This window comes from Psychromonas sp. SP041 (genome assembly GCF_000470315.2).
GTDB lineage: Bacteria > Pseudomonadota > Gammaproteobacteria > Enterobacterales > Psychromonadaceae > Psychromonas.
The window spans coordinates 1-18,273 of record NZ_CBRF02000059.1; the positions used below are offsets into that span (position 1 = coordinate 1).

14 protein-coding genes are annotated in these 18,273 nt (G+C 32.3%); 8 read left to right on the forward strand and 6 right to left on the reverse strand.

From position 1 onward, the window contains the following. Positions 1-244: transposase (locus SP041_RS19935; protein ID WP_170968584.1), on the forward strand; the 244-nt coding region annotated here is incomplete at its 5' end. Positions 245-313: 69 nt separating this feature from the next. Here the strand turns inward: SP041_RS19935 and SP041_RS19940 are convergent. From SP041_RS19940 to SP041_RS19960, 5 genes are all read right to left on the reverse strand, one after another. Then, the gene (locus tag SP041_RS19940) at positions 314-2,041 is read right to left on the reverse strand and encodes a bifunctional UDP-sugar hydrolase/5'-nucleotidase (protein ID WP_025566193.1); all 1,728 of its coding nucleotides are present in this window, start codon (positions 2,039-2,041) and stop codon (positions 314-316) included. Between the two features lie 797 nt (positions 2,042-2,838). After that, the gene (locus SP041_RS19945) at positions 2,839-3,387 is read right to left on the reverse strand and encodes a carboxymuconolactone decarboxylase family protein (RefSeq protein WP_025564727.1); all 549 of its coding nucleotides are present in this window, start codon (positions 3,385-3,387) and stop codon (positions 2,839-2,841) included. Positions 3,388-3,903: 516 nt separating this feature from the next. Then, positions 3,904-4,494, reverse strand: coding sequence for a TetR/AcrR family transcriptional regulator (locus SP041_RS19950; RefSeq protein WP_025564728.1), 591 nt, complete (start codon positions 4,492-4,494; stop codon positions 3,904-3,906). A gap of 487 nt (positions 4,495-4,981) precedes the next feature. Then, entirely contained in the window at positions 4,982-5,359 is a 378-nt protein-coding gene (locus SP041_RS19955) for a hypothetical protein (protein ID WP_025564729.1), read from the reverse strand. Between the two features lie 10 nt (positions 5,360-5,369). Further along, positions 5,370-6,305, reverse strand: a complete 936-nt coding sequence (locus SP041_RS19960; RefSeq protein WP_025564730.1) for a DUF808 domain-containing protein — start codon at positions 6,303-6,305, stop codon at positions 5,370-5,372. A gap of 347 nt (positions 6,306-6,652) precedes the next feature. Here SP041_RS19960 and SP041_RS19965 point away from each other — a divergent pair, with 347 nt between their 5' ends. From SP041_RS19965 to SP041_RS19980, 4 genes are all read left to right on the forward strand, one after another. Then, positions 6,653-8,329, forward strand: a complete 1,677-nt coding sequence (locus SP041_RS19965; RefSeq protein WP_025564731.1) for an alkaline phosphatase D family protein — start codon at positions 6,653-6,655, stop codon at positions 8,327-8,329. A 779-nt stretch (positions 8,330-9,108) separates the two neighbouring features. Next, positions 9,109-9,981 carry a helix-turn-helix domain-containing protein gene (locus SP041_RS19970; RefSeq protein ID WP_025564732.1) on the forward strand — a complete coding sequence of 291 codons (873 nt, stop codon included), beginning with the start codon at positions 9,109-9,111 and terminating at the stop codon, positions 9,979-9,981. Positions 9,982-10,072: 91 nt separating this feature from the next. Further along, positions 10,073-12,229, forward strand: a complete 2,157-nt coding sequence (locus tag SP041_RS19975; RefSeq protein ID WP_025564733.1) for a TonB-dependent siderophore receptor — start codon at positions 10,073-10,075, stop codon at positions 12,227-12,229. A gap of 695 nt (positions 12,230-12,924) precedes the next feature. After that, a complete protein-coding gene (locus tag SP041_RS19980) occupies positions 12,925-15,114 on the forward strand; it encodes a bifunctional diguanylate cyclase/phosphodiesterase (RefSeq protein ID WP_025564586.1) in 2,190 nt (729 codons plus the stop codon). A gap of 129 nt (positions 15,115-15,243) precedes the next feature. On the opposite strand, the gene SP041_RS19985 is transcribed toward SP041_RS19980, so the two are convergent. Next, entirely contained in the window at positions 15,244-15,543 is a 300-nt protein-coding gene (locus tag SP041_RS19985) for a hypothetical protein (RefSeq protein WP_025564587.1), read from the reverse strand. Positions 15,544-15,685: 142 nt separating this feature from the next. On the opposite strand from SP041_RS19985, the gene SP041_RS19990 reads away from it, so the two are divergent. The 3 genes from SP041_RS19990 to SP041_RS20000 all read left to right on the forward strand — a co-directional run bounded on the left by SP041_RS19990 (position 15,686) and on the right by SP041_RS20000 (position 17,378). Next, on the forward strand, positions 15,686-16,138 hold the full coding sequence (locus SP041_RS19990; RefSeq protein WP_025564588.1) for a DUF4174 domain-containing protein: 453 nt from the start codon (positions 15,686-15,688) through the stop codon (positions 16,136-16,138). Positions 16,139-16,220: 82 nt separating this feature from the next. Further along, positions 16,221-16,634: a group II truncated hemoglobin gene (locus tag SP041_RS19995; RefSeq protein WP_025564589.1), complete on the forward strand. Its 414-nt coding sequence runs from the start codon at positions 16,221-16,223 to the stop codon at positions 16,632-16,634. A gap of 96 nt (positions 16,635-16,730) precedes the next feature. Continuing rightward, positions 16,731-17,378, forward strand: coding sequence for an MOSC domain-containing protein (locus tag SP041_RS20000; protein ID WP_037048990.1), 648 nt, complete (start codon positions 16,731-16,733; stop codon positions 17,376-17,378). The last annotated feature ends 895 nt before the right edge of the window (positions 17,379-18,273 follow it).

The following is an 18,273-nucleotide window of genomic DNA, read 5'->3' on the forward strand; positions in this document are numbered from 1 at the left end:
GCTTAGAGAGCATATACATGAAAAAGGTGCCATTTCAGTCATCCCTAGACGAAAAAACAATAAAACAGGAAACAATGACATAGATTGGTGCCTGTATAAGTATCGACATTTAGTTGAAAATGCATTTAGAAGAATTAAAAATTTCCGATCAATAGCAACGAGATACGATAAATTAGAACAAAATTATGCAAGCATGGTTGCTTTAGCATTCACTATTATGTGGCTCCCTATGCATGCAGAGTAATTATTGAGCACCAAAGATCAACACGCCCTAGTAGTCTTTAATCTTTTTTCATCCCTTAAGTTCAATTTTTTAAATGTTTGTATTTAATGGCCTTATTTTTAAATTATTTGACACGTTTTTTATAAAATATATAAAGCAATCTGCCATTGAATATTGAGTAATAACACCTTTATCTTCCATCATCGTTAATGCATCGTAACCTTCTTTACCTTTCATGGTATAAGCGGAAGAGCTACCACAATATATTGTTTCTTGATCAATACTCTGCCAGCCATTATCTTTTGTATCAATCCTAAGTCTAGAAATACGTTTACCAATAGGACGGTCATTGTGATAATTGAATTTAAGGTTATGTGTATAAGGGTAACTACCTGATCCACTTCCTATCACACCATTATTCGTCGCGTTGTTGATTGCACCTTCTAATGCCTGTGCAATATATTTCCCTTTAATACGATAAATACCGATGGGAACAACGAAAGGCAACAATTTGCCTGCAATGTCAGCCACCGAAATATTCCCGCTGTTTAAAGACGATCTCACTCCACCAGCATTATGAATGGCAAAGTCTACTTTATGGCCCTGTTCATTCATCTTATGGACAAAAGATTCTGCGACTAACGGTGCAATTTCGCTGCTTCCATTCTCATCTGGTATGCGAATGTGGCGCATATTCTCAGTGATGGTTGCTATTACCGTATTCTGTAGTTCGCGTACTTTAGGGATATATTTATCTAATAATAAACGTTGTAACTGAAGATCTTTTTTACACACGATAACATTGCTATGTTGAGCTAAATAAAGATTCGCTTTGTCATGTAGTAGATCATCATGAGTGGTGAGTAATGTTTTATCAATGCATAGTCGACGACCAATCAATAGCTCATTTTTGCCGTTAAACATGTTGACTGAGCCATCGGCATTAAAATCAATTTTACAATGTCCTAGTGCTTGTGCGTGACATCCAGCTTGAACAATGTAGGTATCATTAACTTTAAGACCATATTCGACGTCTTTTTTTAATCCTAAATCGCTAAAGTCACCTTGAAGGACATGAGTATGCCCCCCTACAATCAAGCTAATGCCATCGACTTGTTTCGCTAAATCACAATCCCCCTCAAATCCAAGGTGGCTAAGTAAGATTATTTTATTAATGCCTGATTGTTGAATGGATTTAACCGTTTTTAATGCAGTTTCAAAAGCGTTGACGAAAGGCGTGTCTATATCGACGTTGGCAATATCTGCCATTTTGTCTATTGAAAGTCCAAATATTGCAACAGGTTCATCATCTATGATGTGAGTTATCCAAGGGGCTGTTTGATCACTTGCTTGATATGATAGTAAGTTTGAGCGACCGCTTAAACGGTGTGTTTTAGTTTGTATTTCGTTAGATAAATCCCAATTTCCAGCTAAGAGTGGAAATTGAATCCGATCTAAAAAAGTCGCGACAGGTTCATTACCCATATCTAATTCATGATTACCAATAGTCATCATATCAATACCCAATGCATTGAGCATATCTGAATTAGCTTTTCCCTTGAATAAAGAGAAGTACAGTGTTCCTTGAAAACAATCACCTGCATGTACGAACATAAACTCACGGTTATTCTGTATTGCGGCTGCTTTAAGTTGTTTAACGCGTGTTGCTATACGTGAAAATCCACCATTACTAACGTAGGGAGACAGTGCCTTTCCATCAATTGTAAGCTGTAATTGTAATGGTTGAGGTTCAAAGTATGAATGTGTGTCATTTATATGTGCCAATGTTATTTTTACTGATTTGTTATTTCTTATCATAAACCTTCAATTTTATATCTTTAATTCATTAGTTTAAGACTTATACCAAAAGAATTAATAAGGTGATCATTCTTGCTGGTTAAAATCACCCCTAACTGCGTTGTGAGTTTTGAAGTGAGAACAACTATCTTCTACAACTCACGCCTTATTAGTGTTAATTTTTCCTGCGCAATTTCTGATCACTTATTTAATTCTATTGGTATTAATTAAGCTGTTCTTGGCCTCTTAATTGCCTTTTAATACTAGCATGCTCATAGTGACAGTATTATTAGCCTATTTGTTGTTTAAGTTAACATAGAGTAGAAAACGAAATAGAACATTATTTTCAACAAACTGAATTATTTAAGAAATTAATACCAATCTAGATAAATAAATGGTCTATTTAGGCGTTAGGGAAAATGGATGCTAACAAGGTGTTGATTGCAGTAACTCGTTATTTTCATTACAAAATCAACAACGAAGCTAGAATTCATTTTAACAAGCATAAATGACTAGATAATTACTTAGATTGGTATAATTGATAATACTTATTCAGTAAAGAGTCATGCTATAAACAGACTGTTTTTTCAATTGATTATAATGGTGGGTTTAATATAACCTGATTATCAAAGGTAAAGGCATTGAAGTAAGGTATTGAAATAAGATTATTTTTTTAGGTATAGATTAAGTGGAAGTAAGTAGAAATTAATTGTAGATATAAACATTCAAATATAAAAAAGGGCACTTGTTAATATTAACAAGTGCCCTAAAACTAAAGCAATAATTTGCTAAGTTTCAATCGTTATCAATGCTTGTCGTTATTTCTTCCAAGCAAATGATTCAAACATTGGATCAACAGGTGTTTTAGCAACATGATTTACATAGTTACTGATCACTTTTTGAGACAAGCCTAGAATCACTTCTAGTACTTGTTGTTGACCGTAACCTGCTGCAAAAAATGCTTCCATTTCTGCTGCTGGAACATTACCACGTTCACGTACCATGCTTAATGTGAAGTCTTTTAATGCTTGTAGTTTAGCTGTTGGTAAAGCTGTGTCGTTGCGTAATGCTTCAGTAATTGCAGGATCCACTTTCATTGAGTGTGCGATACCTGTATGTGCAGGAACACAGTAATGACATTCATGTTCTACATTGATTGTTTGCCATACCACGGTTAACTCTTCAGCATCAAAAGAAGTATTTGTGAAATGCTCATTTAGTTGAGTATATGCTTTTAAAATACTTGGAGATTCAGCCATTGTGCCAAAAAGATTAGGTACAACGCCCATTTGTTTAACTGCACCTTCAAGAATTTTTTTACTGCCTTCTGGAGCCGTATCTACTGTATGGATTTTAAATTCGCTCATTATTTACTCTCTCTAGTGGTGAATGTATTAGTAATGAAAAAGTTTATCTTCATTAAGTGAGTTAATTATAAATGGTTGTGAACGATTGTTCAAGCTATTTGGAACAATCGTTCAATTTACTTTTAATGATCTATTTTAATGCGATTTAATAGATTATTTTCAGGAACATTGTTGATGGTTTACTAAAATTTTTTTAAACTCGCGTTATAAATGAATACAGTATTATACCAATCAAAATAAATAGCTTATTTATTTTACTTGTTAACACAACCCACTTCCTTGTTGTAAGTTTCGTAAAGGTAATCGCCATTTACGCCTTGAATTTAACTGTTTTTCCAGCGTAAAATTTACATAACCTATTTAATGTAATCGGCATCATCATCAATTTTAGTGCGACATGAATGAACAAAGAAAAGAATAAAAAAGAGTAATACTGTAGAAAAAAATAAGCTCGATTCAGAGAGAAGCGAGCTAGGGTAGGTATAAATAAGATGGTTCGATTAATTTATGTGTAGACTAATGGAAAGGTGATCCTATAAAAATCTCATCAATAAACTTATTAATTGTTTCTTCATTATTATTAACACGAGCATAAGTACGTAAACCAATAATTTGTACTTGTATATAACTGGCGAGTTCTGATGCATCTTTATCAGAATCTATCTCACCTTGTTCCATCGCTTCAGTGATAATTTCTGAGAATTTATTCTCTACGTTAGCAAGTAGTCTTTTTGCTTCATCTAATAATTCTTTATTATCAGTTTCTGTTAGTTCAGATATCGACTTAACAATCATGCACATACAACTTGGCTTACCATCCAAATTATCAATAACAAGTTTTCTGATAAATAACTTAAGCCCTGTCAGCGCAGTAGCAGATTGTTCTAAGCATGCTTGCAATAATTCACCTGTTTGAGCTGCATAATAATTAATAGATTCTTTAAACAAATTATCTTTACTACCAAAAGTAGCATAAATACTACCAGGTCGAAGATCGATTGCAGTCTGTAAATTACGCATAGAAGTACCGTGATAGCCCTTACTCCAATATAGATTAGTGGCTTTATCTATGACTTCTTCACGATTGAATTTTGCAACTTTACTCATCTTTTTGTCTTAATAGTTTTAATGGAACACTCGTTCATTATACAGAAAGAACCTATAGATACCATGGTCTCTTTTATTCTGTTTAATTTTTCTTTATGTATTCATTATTTACTATTAAGTTATTGCTTGCTGATGGTTTGTTTTTAGCTTACTTATCACAGGTCTATTATATGCCCGTTACCGTTCAAGGTGCTTTGTTCAGTCTTTCACTTGGTTGCCAAATCAAGGCGCACATGATGACAATGGAGAGTTCTTATCGAAGGTTGCAACGCAGAGTTGGTTTTCAAGCTAACGATCCGGAGAGCGAGCGGTGAATTTTGCACCATTGAATAATGGTAAAGGGTATAGATGTCTAAACAGACGTTATAAGTACACTCACCATTTTCAATAAGCGCTCATCTAGGTATCATTTGTACCTACCTTTTATCTTCACAAATAGTGTGTAAGAAGGTGGACCAACACTTTGAAGGAAAGATCTCAAATGCCTTTATTTTTCTTTTACAACACGTTTATTATCTTTTTTAGTGATAAAAGCGCTTGGCATGACTTCAACGCCTACTAATCGTCCTAGCTTAATGATCACCGGTATTGTGATAGGTGCAAAAGGTAATACAGCGAATACACCTAACCCGATGCCTTTTAATACATCGACAAACTGTTCGTTAGCTATTTTCATTTCTTCTTTAGAAGCTTGGCCTTGTGTATATTTTTTATATATTACTAACATCTCTTTAGTTTCTTGTTTCTCTTGGGCTAAGGCCAATTTTAGCTTGAGCATTGTTCGTTTTGCTTTTAACTTTGTAGAAAGCCTTTTAATACGATAAACACGTATTGGGGCTCGATGAAATTTTCGTAAGGTCTTCATTATTTACTCATTATTTTTTCAACGACAAAAGTAAATTTGAAGCTAATGTTACTGATAAAAAACACAAAAGACCTGCAGTCATTCCAACTAATCCAGTTAAAATGATCGGTGTTATGTATTCGAGTAAAGCACCCATATTTAAAAAGGACTGCTCTATATGGTGTATAAAATCTGTTACTAAAGGAACATTGTGGACAATGATTCCTCCTCCGACTAAAAACATCGCGATAGTGCCAACAATCACTAGGAATTTCATTAATAATGGTGCTGCGTTTATGAGAAACTCCCCCATTATATTTTTAAATTTATTATTGTTTTGTTTCGCGGAAGAGATTAAATATAAGCCTAAGTCGTCTAGCTTTACAATAATCGCAACCAAACCATATACAAAGATGGTTAAGGCAATAGCAATGGTAGATAACACTAATATTTGAGTTAAAAAGCTCGCTTGAGATATCGTACCTAAAGCGATAACCACAATTTCAGCGGATAATATAAAGTCAGTTCGAATAGCACCTTTTATTTTACTTTGCTCTAAGGCAACTAAATCAATATCTTGATTTGCATTCGCTTCTTTACGCACTTGTTTAGCTTGTTGATTTTCATGTCTTGAAAACAAGGAATGTATTATTTTTTCAGCTCCTTCAAAGCATAAATATATTCCCCCAATAACTAACAAAACAGTAATGGCCGTCGGTAAAAAAGCACTTAATATTAATGCAATAGGGACTATAATCGCTTTATTTAAAAAAGACCCTTTAGCAACGGCCCAGACGACGGGTATTTCTCGTTCAGCTCGAACGCCAGAGACTTGCTGCGCGTTTAATGCTAAATCATCGCCCAATACACCTGCTGTTTTTTTAGCAGCAACTTTACTCATTAGTGCAACGTCATCTAATACAGCGACGATATCGTCTAATAACGTTAATAAGCTTAAACCTGCCATATTTGTTAATCCTAATTAAGAGGGCGTTTAAAATAATTGGTTGAATGATGTCGTCTTTCTGAAAAGTAGGAAGCATGCAATAGGTGCAGTCTACCGTTTATACTTGCAAACAAATAGGCTTATTAATGAATTAGCTAACCCACCAGTCTTACTTCATAAAAGTACAATAAAACATTAATATACAATGACTTATATTGGTCCTATTAATTTTATATAAAATATATTTTTGAGTCGCCACTCAGTTTAAGTACTTAAAATGCAGTTTAAATATAAAATAAATAACAAGTCGTATATTCTAATCTTATTTAATTGTCTTCTATTAATGAATATTTTATAAGGACTTAACTATGAGTAAATTAGCTAACCCAGATAACTTTGAATCAATGCAATCTAAACTAAGTTCAGCTTCTTTCGTCGGTCATGTAACAACTACTGAAGCAAATATATGGGTTCGAGTCTATAGAGAAGGTGATTGGCGACTTTTTATATCAGACATCCCCCTTGATATTGACCCTTATAGTATTCAACCTTCCGATCCTATATTTAGTAGCAATTCATCAGTAAAGTACCAAGACAAAACCATTTCTTCTGACACCGGACAAACACATACGTTCAAGTTTGAACATTTACTCGCAGGTCAAAAATATTATTATTATTTAATGGCTGTTGGTGAACTCCATTCTTTAATAGATCGAAAAATAGAGTTAGGTATACGTACTTCTTATATATTTAAGACTGATCTTGTTGATTACCCTAAATTTTCATTTGGCTTTTATAGTTGCCATGATCCCTTCGGACATCGATCTTTTTCAGAAGGTTTATGGCCACATTTTGATGAGCAATTAAGTGAACGAAATGCAAGTTTTGTGATCGGCGGTGGGGATCAAATTTATTGCGATACGCATGGCCGCTATAAACAATCTAGTCACCAGCAAAATAAACCTCAAATAGAAGATTTATGGGATTGGTTAGCTAAGCATAAAAAAACATTAGCATCTGCATTTAATATAAATGAAGCCAATAATGATTCAATTGATGAAAATGGCATAAAACAATATCTTAAACAGCTTTATCGTACTTATTATAGAATTTATTGGAATACACCTGCGATGTTAGAAACTTTTAGGAAATTCCCTCAATATATGATTTGGGATGACCATGAAATTATGGACGGTTGGGGGTCATTAACGAAATCAGAAAGAGCAAATAAACTAGACCATATTTTCCAATGGGATAATCATGAACTAAATGAAAAAATTTGCCAACTAGCTTTCAAAGCGGCAAGTGAGGTGTATTTAGAATTCCAACACAACCATAACCCTAGCACGCCTGCTAACCAATGGGATTATAGTTTTATAAAAGGCGAAACAGGCTTTTATGTGCTCGATATGCGAGGCCATCATGATGTTGAAAATAATGATGGCGAACGCTTATTAGGCAAACAGCAAATGGCTAGATTAGTCGCTTGGTTAAAAAGACCAGAAACGATGGCACTTAAAGCCGTTTTTATCGTATCACCAGTGCCTGTTGTACATTGGAACGACAAAATAATGAATAGTATCGATTTATTATTGGCAGTAGGCGGTACAAAAGATGATGCCCAAGATGAGTGGGGTAACGATACGAATGTTACTGAACGAAATATTTTATTAGAACATTTAGGTACTTTTTCACATAAAAATACAATACCAGTTACTTTATTGAGCGGTGATGTACATTGTGCAAGTGCTTTTAAAATTCATCTTAAAGATAAACCTAATGCGAGGCTAATGAATATTACTTCAAGTGGTATTTCCAGAAAGCCTGCTCCTGGATTTCTAGATAAATTAATTGAAGGGGATGGGCCATTATATAAACACGAGAGTGCATTAGTAAAAACGGTGTTTAGTTTAACGGGTAAAAATAACTTCTTAATAATCAACGTCGATACAGAGATTACACCTTGCCGGATAAGTGTGACGATGAACTTTGGTGAACCTGTTGATGATTTCATTAAACAAAAAGTGTTTTTTATAAATGAATAATCATGCCTCTTTAATGATGCTACCAATCAAATAAAGATAAGTGCACTGTTTTTATTACGGTCTCAAATGGCATTGTAAAAGATGTCAAAATAATTGTTATTAATAACAAGAACAATAGTTTATGACGGTAATAAAAACGATGCCATGGTTTATCTTGTTTTAGTTAAAAACGGTTTTAAATAGTTTAAAAAATTTAACCTAGGCTTTGAACTGGCTTTAATTATTGTTAGTGGCTACATCTGTAAAGAACTAGGGCTGTAAAGATCTACATCAGGAAAATAAAATAGGACTGTCGGTATTTCAATTTAAGCAAAATTAGAGCCGCTGGATTGTGTGCAAACCATGTCTTTATTATTCAGACCTAACACACCTTTATTATTTATATATCCGACCATTCCTTTCAACATTATTCATCTCTATCTGTAACAATTATATGCAACACCTATGCTTCATAATTAGTTCAATCAGTTAGGCCATATAAAATTAAGTAGAGATACTTACGTCCTGAAAATCACGTACTAGTAACTTAAAAACGATTTAAAACTCATACTGTTAATTTGCTTTTATTTTGATTAAATGTACTTAAACCTTAAGTATATTCTACTGTACAATGTTTTAGATGATAATCAGTTTTATTTAGATTGAAGTGTGTCATATTAAGTGTCTAAATATGTTATTGATAAAGCATGAAGGCGAATAAAATAGGTTCATAATGATGCATTGATTATTAAAAATACGTGCTAATAAACGAATGATTTAATAAGGAAGTTAAATAACAAGTGAAAGAACCTATTAACAAATCGTTGAATCGCATTGAAGCGGTTCTTGATTATATCGATAACTCATTGCATTTACCGCTTTCTCTAGAAGATCTTGCCAATAAAAGTTGTTGGTCTCGCTGGCAATTACAACGTATTTTTCAAGAATATACTAAGCAAAATGTTGGTAATTATGTTCGTCAGCAAAAACTATCTAAAGCGGCTGAATTTGTTTTATGTAATCAACATAGAATGATTGATATTGCCTTTATGCTTGGGTTTGGCTCTGAAATTTCTTTTAGTCGTGCTTTTAAAGCATTCTTTAATATGAGCCCAAAGCAATATCAAAAAAGAGGGCTCAGGATGGGGATTAAAAAGCCCCTTATTAAAAGTCCTTTTACTGAGTCCGAGCTGAATTCTTTATTTGTACAAATACGCATTGATTATCTCGCAGAAATGACGATTTATGGTGTTAAGGGCCAAATTAAAGGGTTTGCTGCAGAATCTCCAGATTATATGAATACGGTTCCTAGCACTTGGCATCGTTTTGAAACATCTTACCTAAATCAACCTCATTCTATTACAGAATTTATTGGCGTTATCAGTGGTAACGAAGAAGATGAAATCGGAGATTTAACTTACTTAGCTGGAACTCCACAACCTATTGAAAACGCTGATACTATTATATTAAAAGGGCAACAATATGCCGTTTTATCTTTTGAAGGACCCACTCACAAATTTGCAAGAATTGTAGAATGGTTTATTTTCTATTGGTTATCAAATTCAGAATATGAACTCGTTGAAACCAATGAATTAGAAATTTATAAAAAACAATCAGATAAAAATTTCTTAGAGGTTGAGTATTGGCTCCCCATCAGTAAACAAAAAAACTAACTTTGCACCAAAATGTTAAGTTTTCAATTTTAAAATAGGTACCATCTTAATAATAATCATTATCAACAAAAATGGATGAAAGTAGATAAATATGATCTTTATTAAAAATGCACCTTATTTTAAACGTTCAACACTTGCTTCAGTAGTTGCTTTGGCTTTATGTCACTCACCGTATTCAATGTCGGCTGAGTTGAGCGCTGATGGAACTGAAATGGAAACTATTTCTGTTTTAGGTAAAGCTTATCGAAATACAGCAACAAAAACATCGTTAACACCTGAAGAAACACCTCAAGCAATTAATGTTATTGATGGCGAATTGTTAAAAGAAAGAGGAGCGCAATCTTTAAACGAGGCATTACGTTATACACCGGGTGTGGTGACTGAAACCAAAGGTGGTGCGGTGACTATGTATGACACGTTTACTATCAGAGGTTTCTCTGTAAGCCAAAGCTATTATGATGGTTTGATATTACAACAGTTAAACGGTTGGAACTTACAGCCACAGATTGATCCCATTGCATTACAACAAGTAGAAGTATTTAAAGGGCCAACCTCGGTGCTTTATGGTTCAATGCCTCCTGGTGGCATGGTTAATATGATTGCTAAAGCTCCTCAAAAAGAGTCAAGTACTGACTTTGGTTTCAAACTTGGCACCAGTAATTTACAAGAGATTTCTATTGATTCTGTTGGGAAAATTGGTGACAGTAATGTCTCATATCGTTTCGTTGGTTTAGCGCGTAAAAAAGACGGGCAAGTTGATACAACGGAAGAAGAGCGTTATTTAATTGCGCCCTCTATTACTTGGGATATAACAGAAAAAACGTCACTTAATCTTAATGTTTATTATCAAAATGACCCTGAAATGGGGATGAATTCTGCAATACCATCATCAGGATCTGTATTTAGTAATGTCAATGGGAGCACTAGTGCAAGTACTTTTGTCGGTGATGAGAACTGGAGCACCTTTGAAAGAGAAGTGTTAATGCTAGGGTATAAAGTGAATCATGAGTTTAATGATAATTGGTCATTCTTACAAAATGCTCGTTATGCAAAAGCAGATTTATACCAAGAAAACACTTATCATTATGCAAGTTATGATGAAACAACAGGGGATTTAGATCGTTATATTTATAGCACTGATGAAAGTTCAGAAACCTATGCTATCGATAATCAACTATTAGGTCTGGTTGAAATAGGGGGCCTTAAACACAATATATTATTAGGTATCGATTATCGCCAACTTAAAGGTGATTCTGCCTATGATTATTATGGGACAACCAGTCAATTTGGTGACTTTAATATATTTAATCCAGACAATAACTTAATTGATAGAAGTCGTTTAAGCTCATTAGCGACCTATAATGATGAAGTTACTGTAAGGCAGTTAGGTGGTTATTTTCAAGATCAAGTTCGCATCAATAACCTAGTGTTAATCGCGGGTGGTAGGCTTGATACTTATCGCAGTAAAAGTGATTACAATGGTTCTATTACTGAAGCTGATGAAACCGAGTTTTCGTATCGTGTAGGTGCATTATATGAATTCGATAATGGATTATCACCTTTTGTTAATTACGCAACGAGCTTTGAACCTGTTGCTGGACAAAGTGATTTCGGTGAGGCATTTGTCGCTGAAACAGGTGAACAAATTGAAGTGGGTTTAAAATATAACTCGCTGGATTATAGTAAATCGGCAACCGCTTCATTATTCCAAATCGTTAAAAGTAATGTTGTTATCTCTGATCCTACTTCTGCTGATTATCAAGGGCAGTTACAAGTAGGCGAGGTACGTTCACGAGGGCTTGAACTAGAAGGTACTTGGATGATCAATAACAATCTTGATATCGCTGCTAGCTATACTTATATTGATATGGAAATTACCAAAGATAGTGAAAATGGATTAGAAGGGACAACACCCATTTATGTGCCTAAACACGCAGCCAACCTTTGGGCTAATTACAACTTTGATAACCCATTCCTTCAAGGTACACGTTTAAGTGCCGGTGTTCGTTATGTAGGAGAAATGCAAATGGATGCAACAAACACGCAAGGTATGGTGCCTGACTATGTAATCGCAGATCTTTCGATCGGTTATGATTTAGGTAATGCAAGTTCATCATTAGCTGGCATACAAGTTAATCTGACAGCGAACAATGTATTCGATACAGAATCATTTGCTTGTTACGACAGTGACAATTGTTGGTATGGTGCAGAGCGAACAGTAGAATTGGGTGTTAATTTTAAGCTTTAATTTCATAAAGAATACACCTCATAAAAACATCAAAAAACAAGAGTGTGACATCGTTTATTTCGTCTGTTATCGATGATGTTAACGCTTAAAGCAAACACGCTTTATAATACCAAAAGAATTAATAAGGTGATCATTCTTGCTGGTTAAAATCACCCCTAACTGCGTTGTGAGTTTTGAAGTGAGAACAACTATCTCCTACAACTCACGCCTTATTAGTGTTAATTTTTCCTGCGCAATCTCTGATTACTTATTTAATTCCATTGGTATAACAATCATAAAGCCTAGCAATAATAAACTATTGTTAGGCTTTTTTTTATATATTGCTCCAATTGATAACGTATTTTTGTAAAGGAAATATCTAATATAGTATAGGTAGTGTAATGAAAAATAGATTAACGAAGGAAGTGTTGATTGGTGTCAGTTTAATGTACTTTACCGTCGGTAAAGTATCTAAACAACCGCTATTAACATTACGTTTTAATTGTCGCACTGGCTATCGGTTAAGTAATATTAATAATCATTATAATGTTATCTGCCAATTCAAGTTATGCACTTATGATCTGAATCCAAGTGCCTTGATAACAATAATTTTAATTTAAAACGATTGTTAATAGGGGCATTTATCTAAACATCAACCTTTAAATTATAAATACCTCTTTTTGCTTGCTTATTTGATTTTAAAAGTGTTTTTTTTGATGTATATTGAACATCAAGTAATTGTAAATAAATTTAATGTGTTATTAATTACAAGCGTCTATATAGGAGCTAATTTCAGAATTTATTCCATTATTACAAGAGGATTAGCTGTGTTTTCGGATATCAATGTTAAGGTAATTATTGGTTTATTCTGTGTGTCTGTCCTAGCGTTTTTATCACATAGGCTAGGTATAGTAGATACTTCATACCCTATAATCATTAACACTATTGATAAACCCAAAGTATTAATAAATAGTATGTACACTGATTCAAGTTTAGATGAAAGTGACGGCATTTTAGTAGAGTGTAAATTGAGGAAAAAAGAGGGGTATAATTTTTGTGGTGTTGGTATTCCTCTGACAAATGGTGCAAGAAACAATGGCCTAGACTTAAGAGAATATAATCGTTTATCAGCCGTCATTAAATATATAGTTCCGGAAAATAATGCCAAACTTAAAATTTCCTTTAGAAATTTTAATGACCATTATTCTAACTTAGTGGATAAAGTATCATTAAAATTTAATAGTATCTCCTTCAATCCTAACTTACACGAACTACCTATTATTATTCCATTCGATGCATTACAAGTAGATAATTGGTGGGTGGAACAATATAGAATTGATTTCAGCGATAGCCAAGTAGATCTATCTAATGTCTCGTATTTAGAAATATTAACAGATGGAATGCACAATCTTGGCGATTATAGTATTGAAATTGATAGTATAACTTTATATGGGCAATTAATAACAGAAGCTAACTTACTTAAAATTATATTATTAATATGGTTAATCACCGTGATTTTTCTCGTCACATTTCAACATAATATTTTAAAAAAAATGTCGATTACAGATAGCTTAACCGGATTATATAATCGTTATGGAATAGCAATTTGGACAAATAAAAAAATATTGTCTAATTTCAATCGTCATCAATTATATATGTTTTATTTTGACCTAGATGATTTTAAAAAAGTAAATGATACCTATGGGCATAAAGTAGGGGATCAATTACTTATTGGTTTTTCACACCATGTTAAAAAGTATTTAGACTCAATAGAAAATATTCAATTTAAATTTGCAAGGCTATCCGGTGATGAATTCGCATTAGTTATATATGACCTTAAAGAAAACCAAATAAAAAAATTCGCCGCAAGTTTACTTGGTATTATTGACTCTCCAATTCTACTTGAAGAACATGAAACATACGCGCGGGCAAGTTTAGGTATTGCACAATTAAATCAGGAAGTTAATACATTTGATGAATTATTAGCAAGGGCTGATTCAGCGATGTATTATGCAAAAAAAGAAGGTAAAAATCGCTTTAAAATATTTAACGAAACAGTTTCTCAAGATATATTCTTTCGTAAACAAATAGCTGAAAAAATAAAAAATGCTATCATAGATGATCAATTTTATTTGAATTTTATGCCGATATTCGACGCCAAAAATTTAAATATGGTCAGTGTTGAAGTTTTATTACGTGCTAGCGATAAAACATTACAATGTATTGGACCTGAAGTATTTATCCCAATAGCTGAAGAATATAATTTAATTAAAAACATAGACTTATGGGTTATTGAAGCAACATTTAAACAAATAAAAAAAGAATTAACTGTATTAAAAGTAACCCCGATTATATTTTGTATAAACATTTCTGCGGTCGAATTACACAATCCTCACTTTGTTCAAAAACTAATTGAGTTAATGGAATTATACCAAATAGATGCGCATGATTTTGAATTAGAACTCACTGAAACTAGTTTGGTTGAAGCAGATTTAATGAGTGTTTCAACACTTCAAGAAATTCACTCGCTAGGCGTTAACCTAACATTAGATGACTTTGGTACAGGTTACACCGCATTTTCTCAGCTTATAAACTATCCAGTAAGTTGCTTAAAAATAGATAAATCGTTTATCGATAATCTACATTCAGCAGATAAAACTAAATCCACTATGATTAAAGCTATTCTTTCTATTGCTGAATCATATAACTTAAAAACAGTAGGTGAAGGTGTTGAATATTATGAACAATATTCATTTTTAACAGAGCAAGGTTGTAATATGATTCAAGGATATTTTTTCAGTAAACCAATATCTTGGGAAGTATTAATAAGTAAGTTAAACGATCCTAATGAACAAAAGTTACGTTTAGAAAAAGTGAATAATTTTAGTGAAAACTTCATTAAATAATAGAAAAATATAATAATTACAATTATATTTTTAACTTCTTAGATTCAAATAGTAGTGCATAACTTTTTATTAGCTCATCGTAATCTCATCAGTTATGCACATTAAAGTTTTAAATTTATTATCAATATATTACCAGAATAAAATAGTGAATAATGGGCTATGCACTTTTTCAACTTTGATAATCGTTTTCGATGATTCACGTTGAACATTATGATGCTTCGTTGTAACTATACGCTGTATCACTTTTGTGTTTTTTACTTGTTTTTTATTATATTTTTGGTGATTATTTGAACTTTTATTGCCTGCCATTGAATGATTACTTGAGTGGTTTTTTGATTGGTTATGATGATAGTTATTTGCATTCGCTGATGTCGTAAATGCAAAACTCAACACTAATATAGATGCCAGTAACGTTAATTTATTTTTCATCGGTATTTCCTCATTTTCAATCAGTATTTAATATTTCGTTTCAATGAGTACACTATAGAAGTGAAATATGTAGTAAGTTTGAAGAAAATATGGAGGTTTATCTTTTTATTGTGTGAAAATTAATTGCTAGGGTGTGACATTTATGTTGAAAACTGAAGCGCGACCTTTGAAATATGTAATATTAATAATAAGTTTTTTACTTTCTACAGTTGTTTACACTGGCCAGGAGGAGCTTAGAAATATTAATCAATTACGTTGGGAAAATAGAATTATATTAATTTATTCAGCTGGAAAAGATAACGATATTGAAAATAAAGGGTTATTTATTAAATATAAAGACCAAATAAATGAACGAGATCTCATCTGGTTTATTATCAAAGAATCGGAAGTAATGACAAATTATTCAAATAAGCTATCAAATGAGTTTCTAAGCAACATTAAAAATAGATTTCCAATCGAAGGAGATAAAGTACTACTGATTGGTAAAGATGGTGATATAAAAGCGAAAGGTGCCGAGCTTAATTTGAATTTCATTTTCAGAGAGGTTGATAGCATGCCGATGAGACAACAAGAAATCAAAAATAGCGTCCAATAAAATTAATATTCTAAATAAGAAAATAAAAAGAAACTAAATAACTATTTATATATTTTAAAAATACTTACTTACAAGGTAAATGATGGAATCTAACAATGTAGGATATGGCATAGGTGATAGCTCTTATAAAATGGCGGGCGAATTACCTGGCATTATAAAACTTGTGAATGACTTTTATGACAATATGGATACGCTATCAAAAGCAAAAAATATACGAAGTATGCATTCTACAGACTTATCAGATTCTAAAAAAAAGTTATCTTATTTCTTATCAGGTTGGCTAGGTGGACCTAAATTATATACGAAGCACTATGGAAGCATTAATATTCCTATGGCACATAAACATTTAAAAGTAGGTATTGAAGAGAGTGAAGCATGGCTATTATGCATGAAAAAATCTGTCGATAATCAACCTTACGAAAAGGCTTTTAAACTTTATTTAATGGATCAGTTAAGTGTGCCTGCAGAAAGAATTAGAATGATTGCCAACCAATAACCAATAAAAATTAAAAGGGTGGTTTGATGCTTAAACTATTTTATTTAATGATTTTATTTTTCTCTTTTGCATCTTTATTCTCACACGGTATTTAAAATGAAAATAGTCTCCACTAACATTTCAAAAGTAAAAACAATATTTCATAATAATAAAGAAATTAAAACTGGTATTTTTAAATCACCAACCTCGAATGAAGTTGTTATTACTAAGACTAATATCATTGGCGATCAACAAGCTGACCTTATTAACCATGGTGGAGAACATAAAGCAGTTTATGCTTTTTCATCTGCTCATTATGAATATTGGATAAAAGAACTTAAAAATGAAAACATTTCATTTGGAATATTCGGAGAAAATTTTACTATTTCTAATTTATCTGAGAAAGATATCTGTATTGGAGATCAATTTAGGGTTGGCACAGCACTGCTTGAAGTGAGCCAACCAAGAGTACCTTGTTTCAAACTTGGTATAGCTCTCGATAATAAAAGTATCTTAAAACTTTTTACTCAACATTATTGTACCGGTGTTTATTTTCGAGTTATAGAATCTGGCGTAGCAAAAGCAGGTGATCAAGTTATTATTGAAAAAGAAGCTACACATAACATCTCAATTAGAACACTTTTCCAAGCTTACTTTGATAAGAGTTATATAGATTATAAAAGTGTCCTGTCTGAAGCTTACTCCTTAAAAGAACTTGCACCTGAATGGAAAGAGAAGATAAAAAAGAAACTCTCTTTAAATTAGATTTAAGAATAAAGAATAAAGAATAAAGAATAAAGAATAAAAATACTTAGTGAATTAAATTTACTTTTTAATAGGGCACTTGAAATTATATGTATTTAAAAATTTTTAATTTGTAATTTGTAAGTTACTTTTATATTTCATATATACTTTTAGTAATATTTTTAGAACTTAATCGTACCCAGCTTTAATATTTAAGCTAGATTACCTTAATAAGTTTACAGATTTTAATGTACAGCGAACATTTTAAATTGAAAATAACGTTAATCTCATGTGTAGCAAGGGATTCAGAGTGTTTTTATATAAAACGAATGAACTTAAATTGTCTTATATTGAAGTCTATAACGGTGAAAATATAGCTATTATTGATTTATTCACTGATAAATCCTGTTTTATTGGCTTGTTCGAGAGCCTGTAAAAACTATTTAATCGTTAATATTTTGAAATATGATTAAGTTTATCTATATAACTTAATAAATAAGCATTAGTAAATAGTCTGTTTAAGCGTTATAACTTTGTATTTAACGTAAAACCGCCTAATAAGGATAATAGTATATTATACATTTTATGTTAAATAGGATTATGTTCAATACGATAGGATATTTGAATAGATAGTGAATGAGTTTAACTATTTAAATATCCTATTTAACATAATATACATTATGCGCAGTTTATTGTGTTGTTGTTTGAGCCATTGTGAGCTTAGTATTAACTAATTTTAGCAGTTAAATAATGACACCTGTCTCTATACACATCTGACGCTGCCGACGAGCGATCTAGTGTAGATCTCGGTGGTCGCCGTATCATTAAAAAAAAAAATATTCACATACATCTTCATCATGCTCCCAATTTCCTACTCTATATTTTCCCCTCTGCATTCATCTCTCCTCTACTCCTT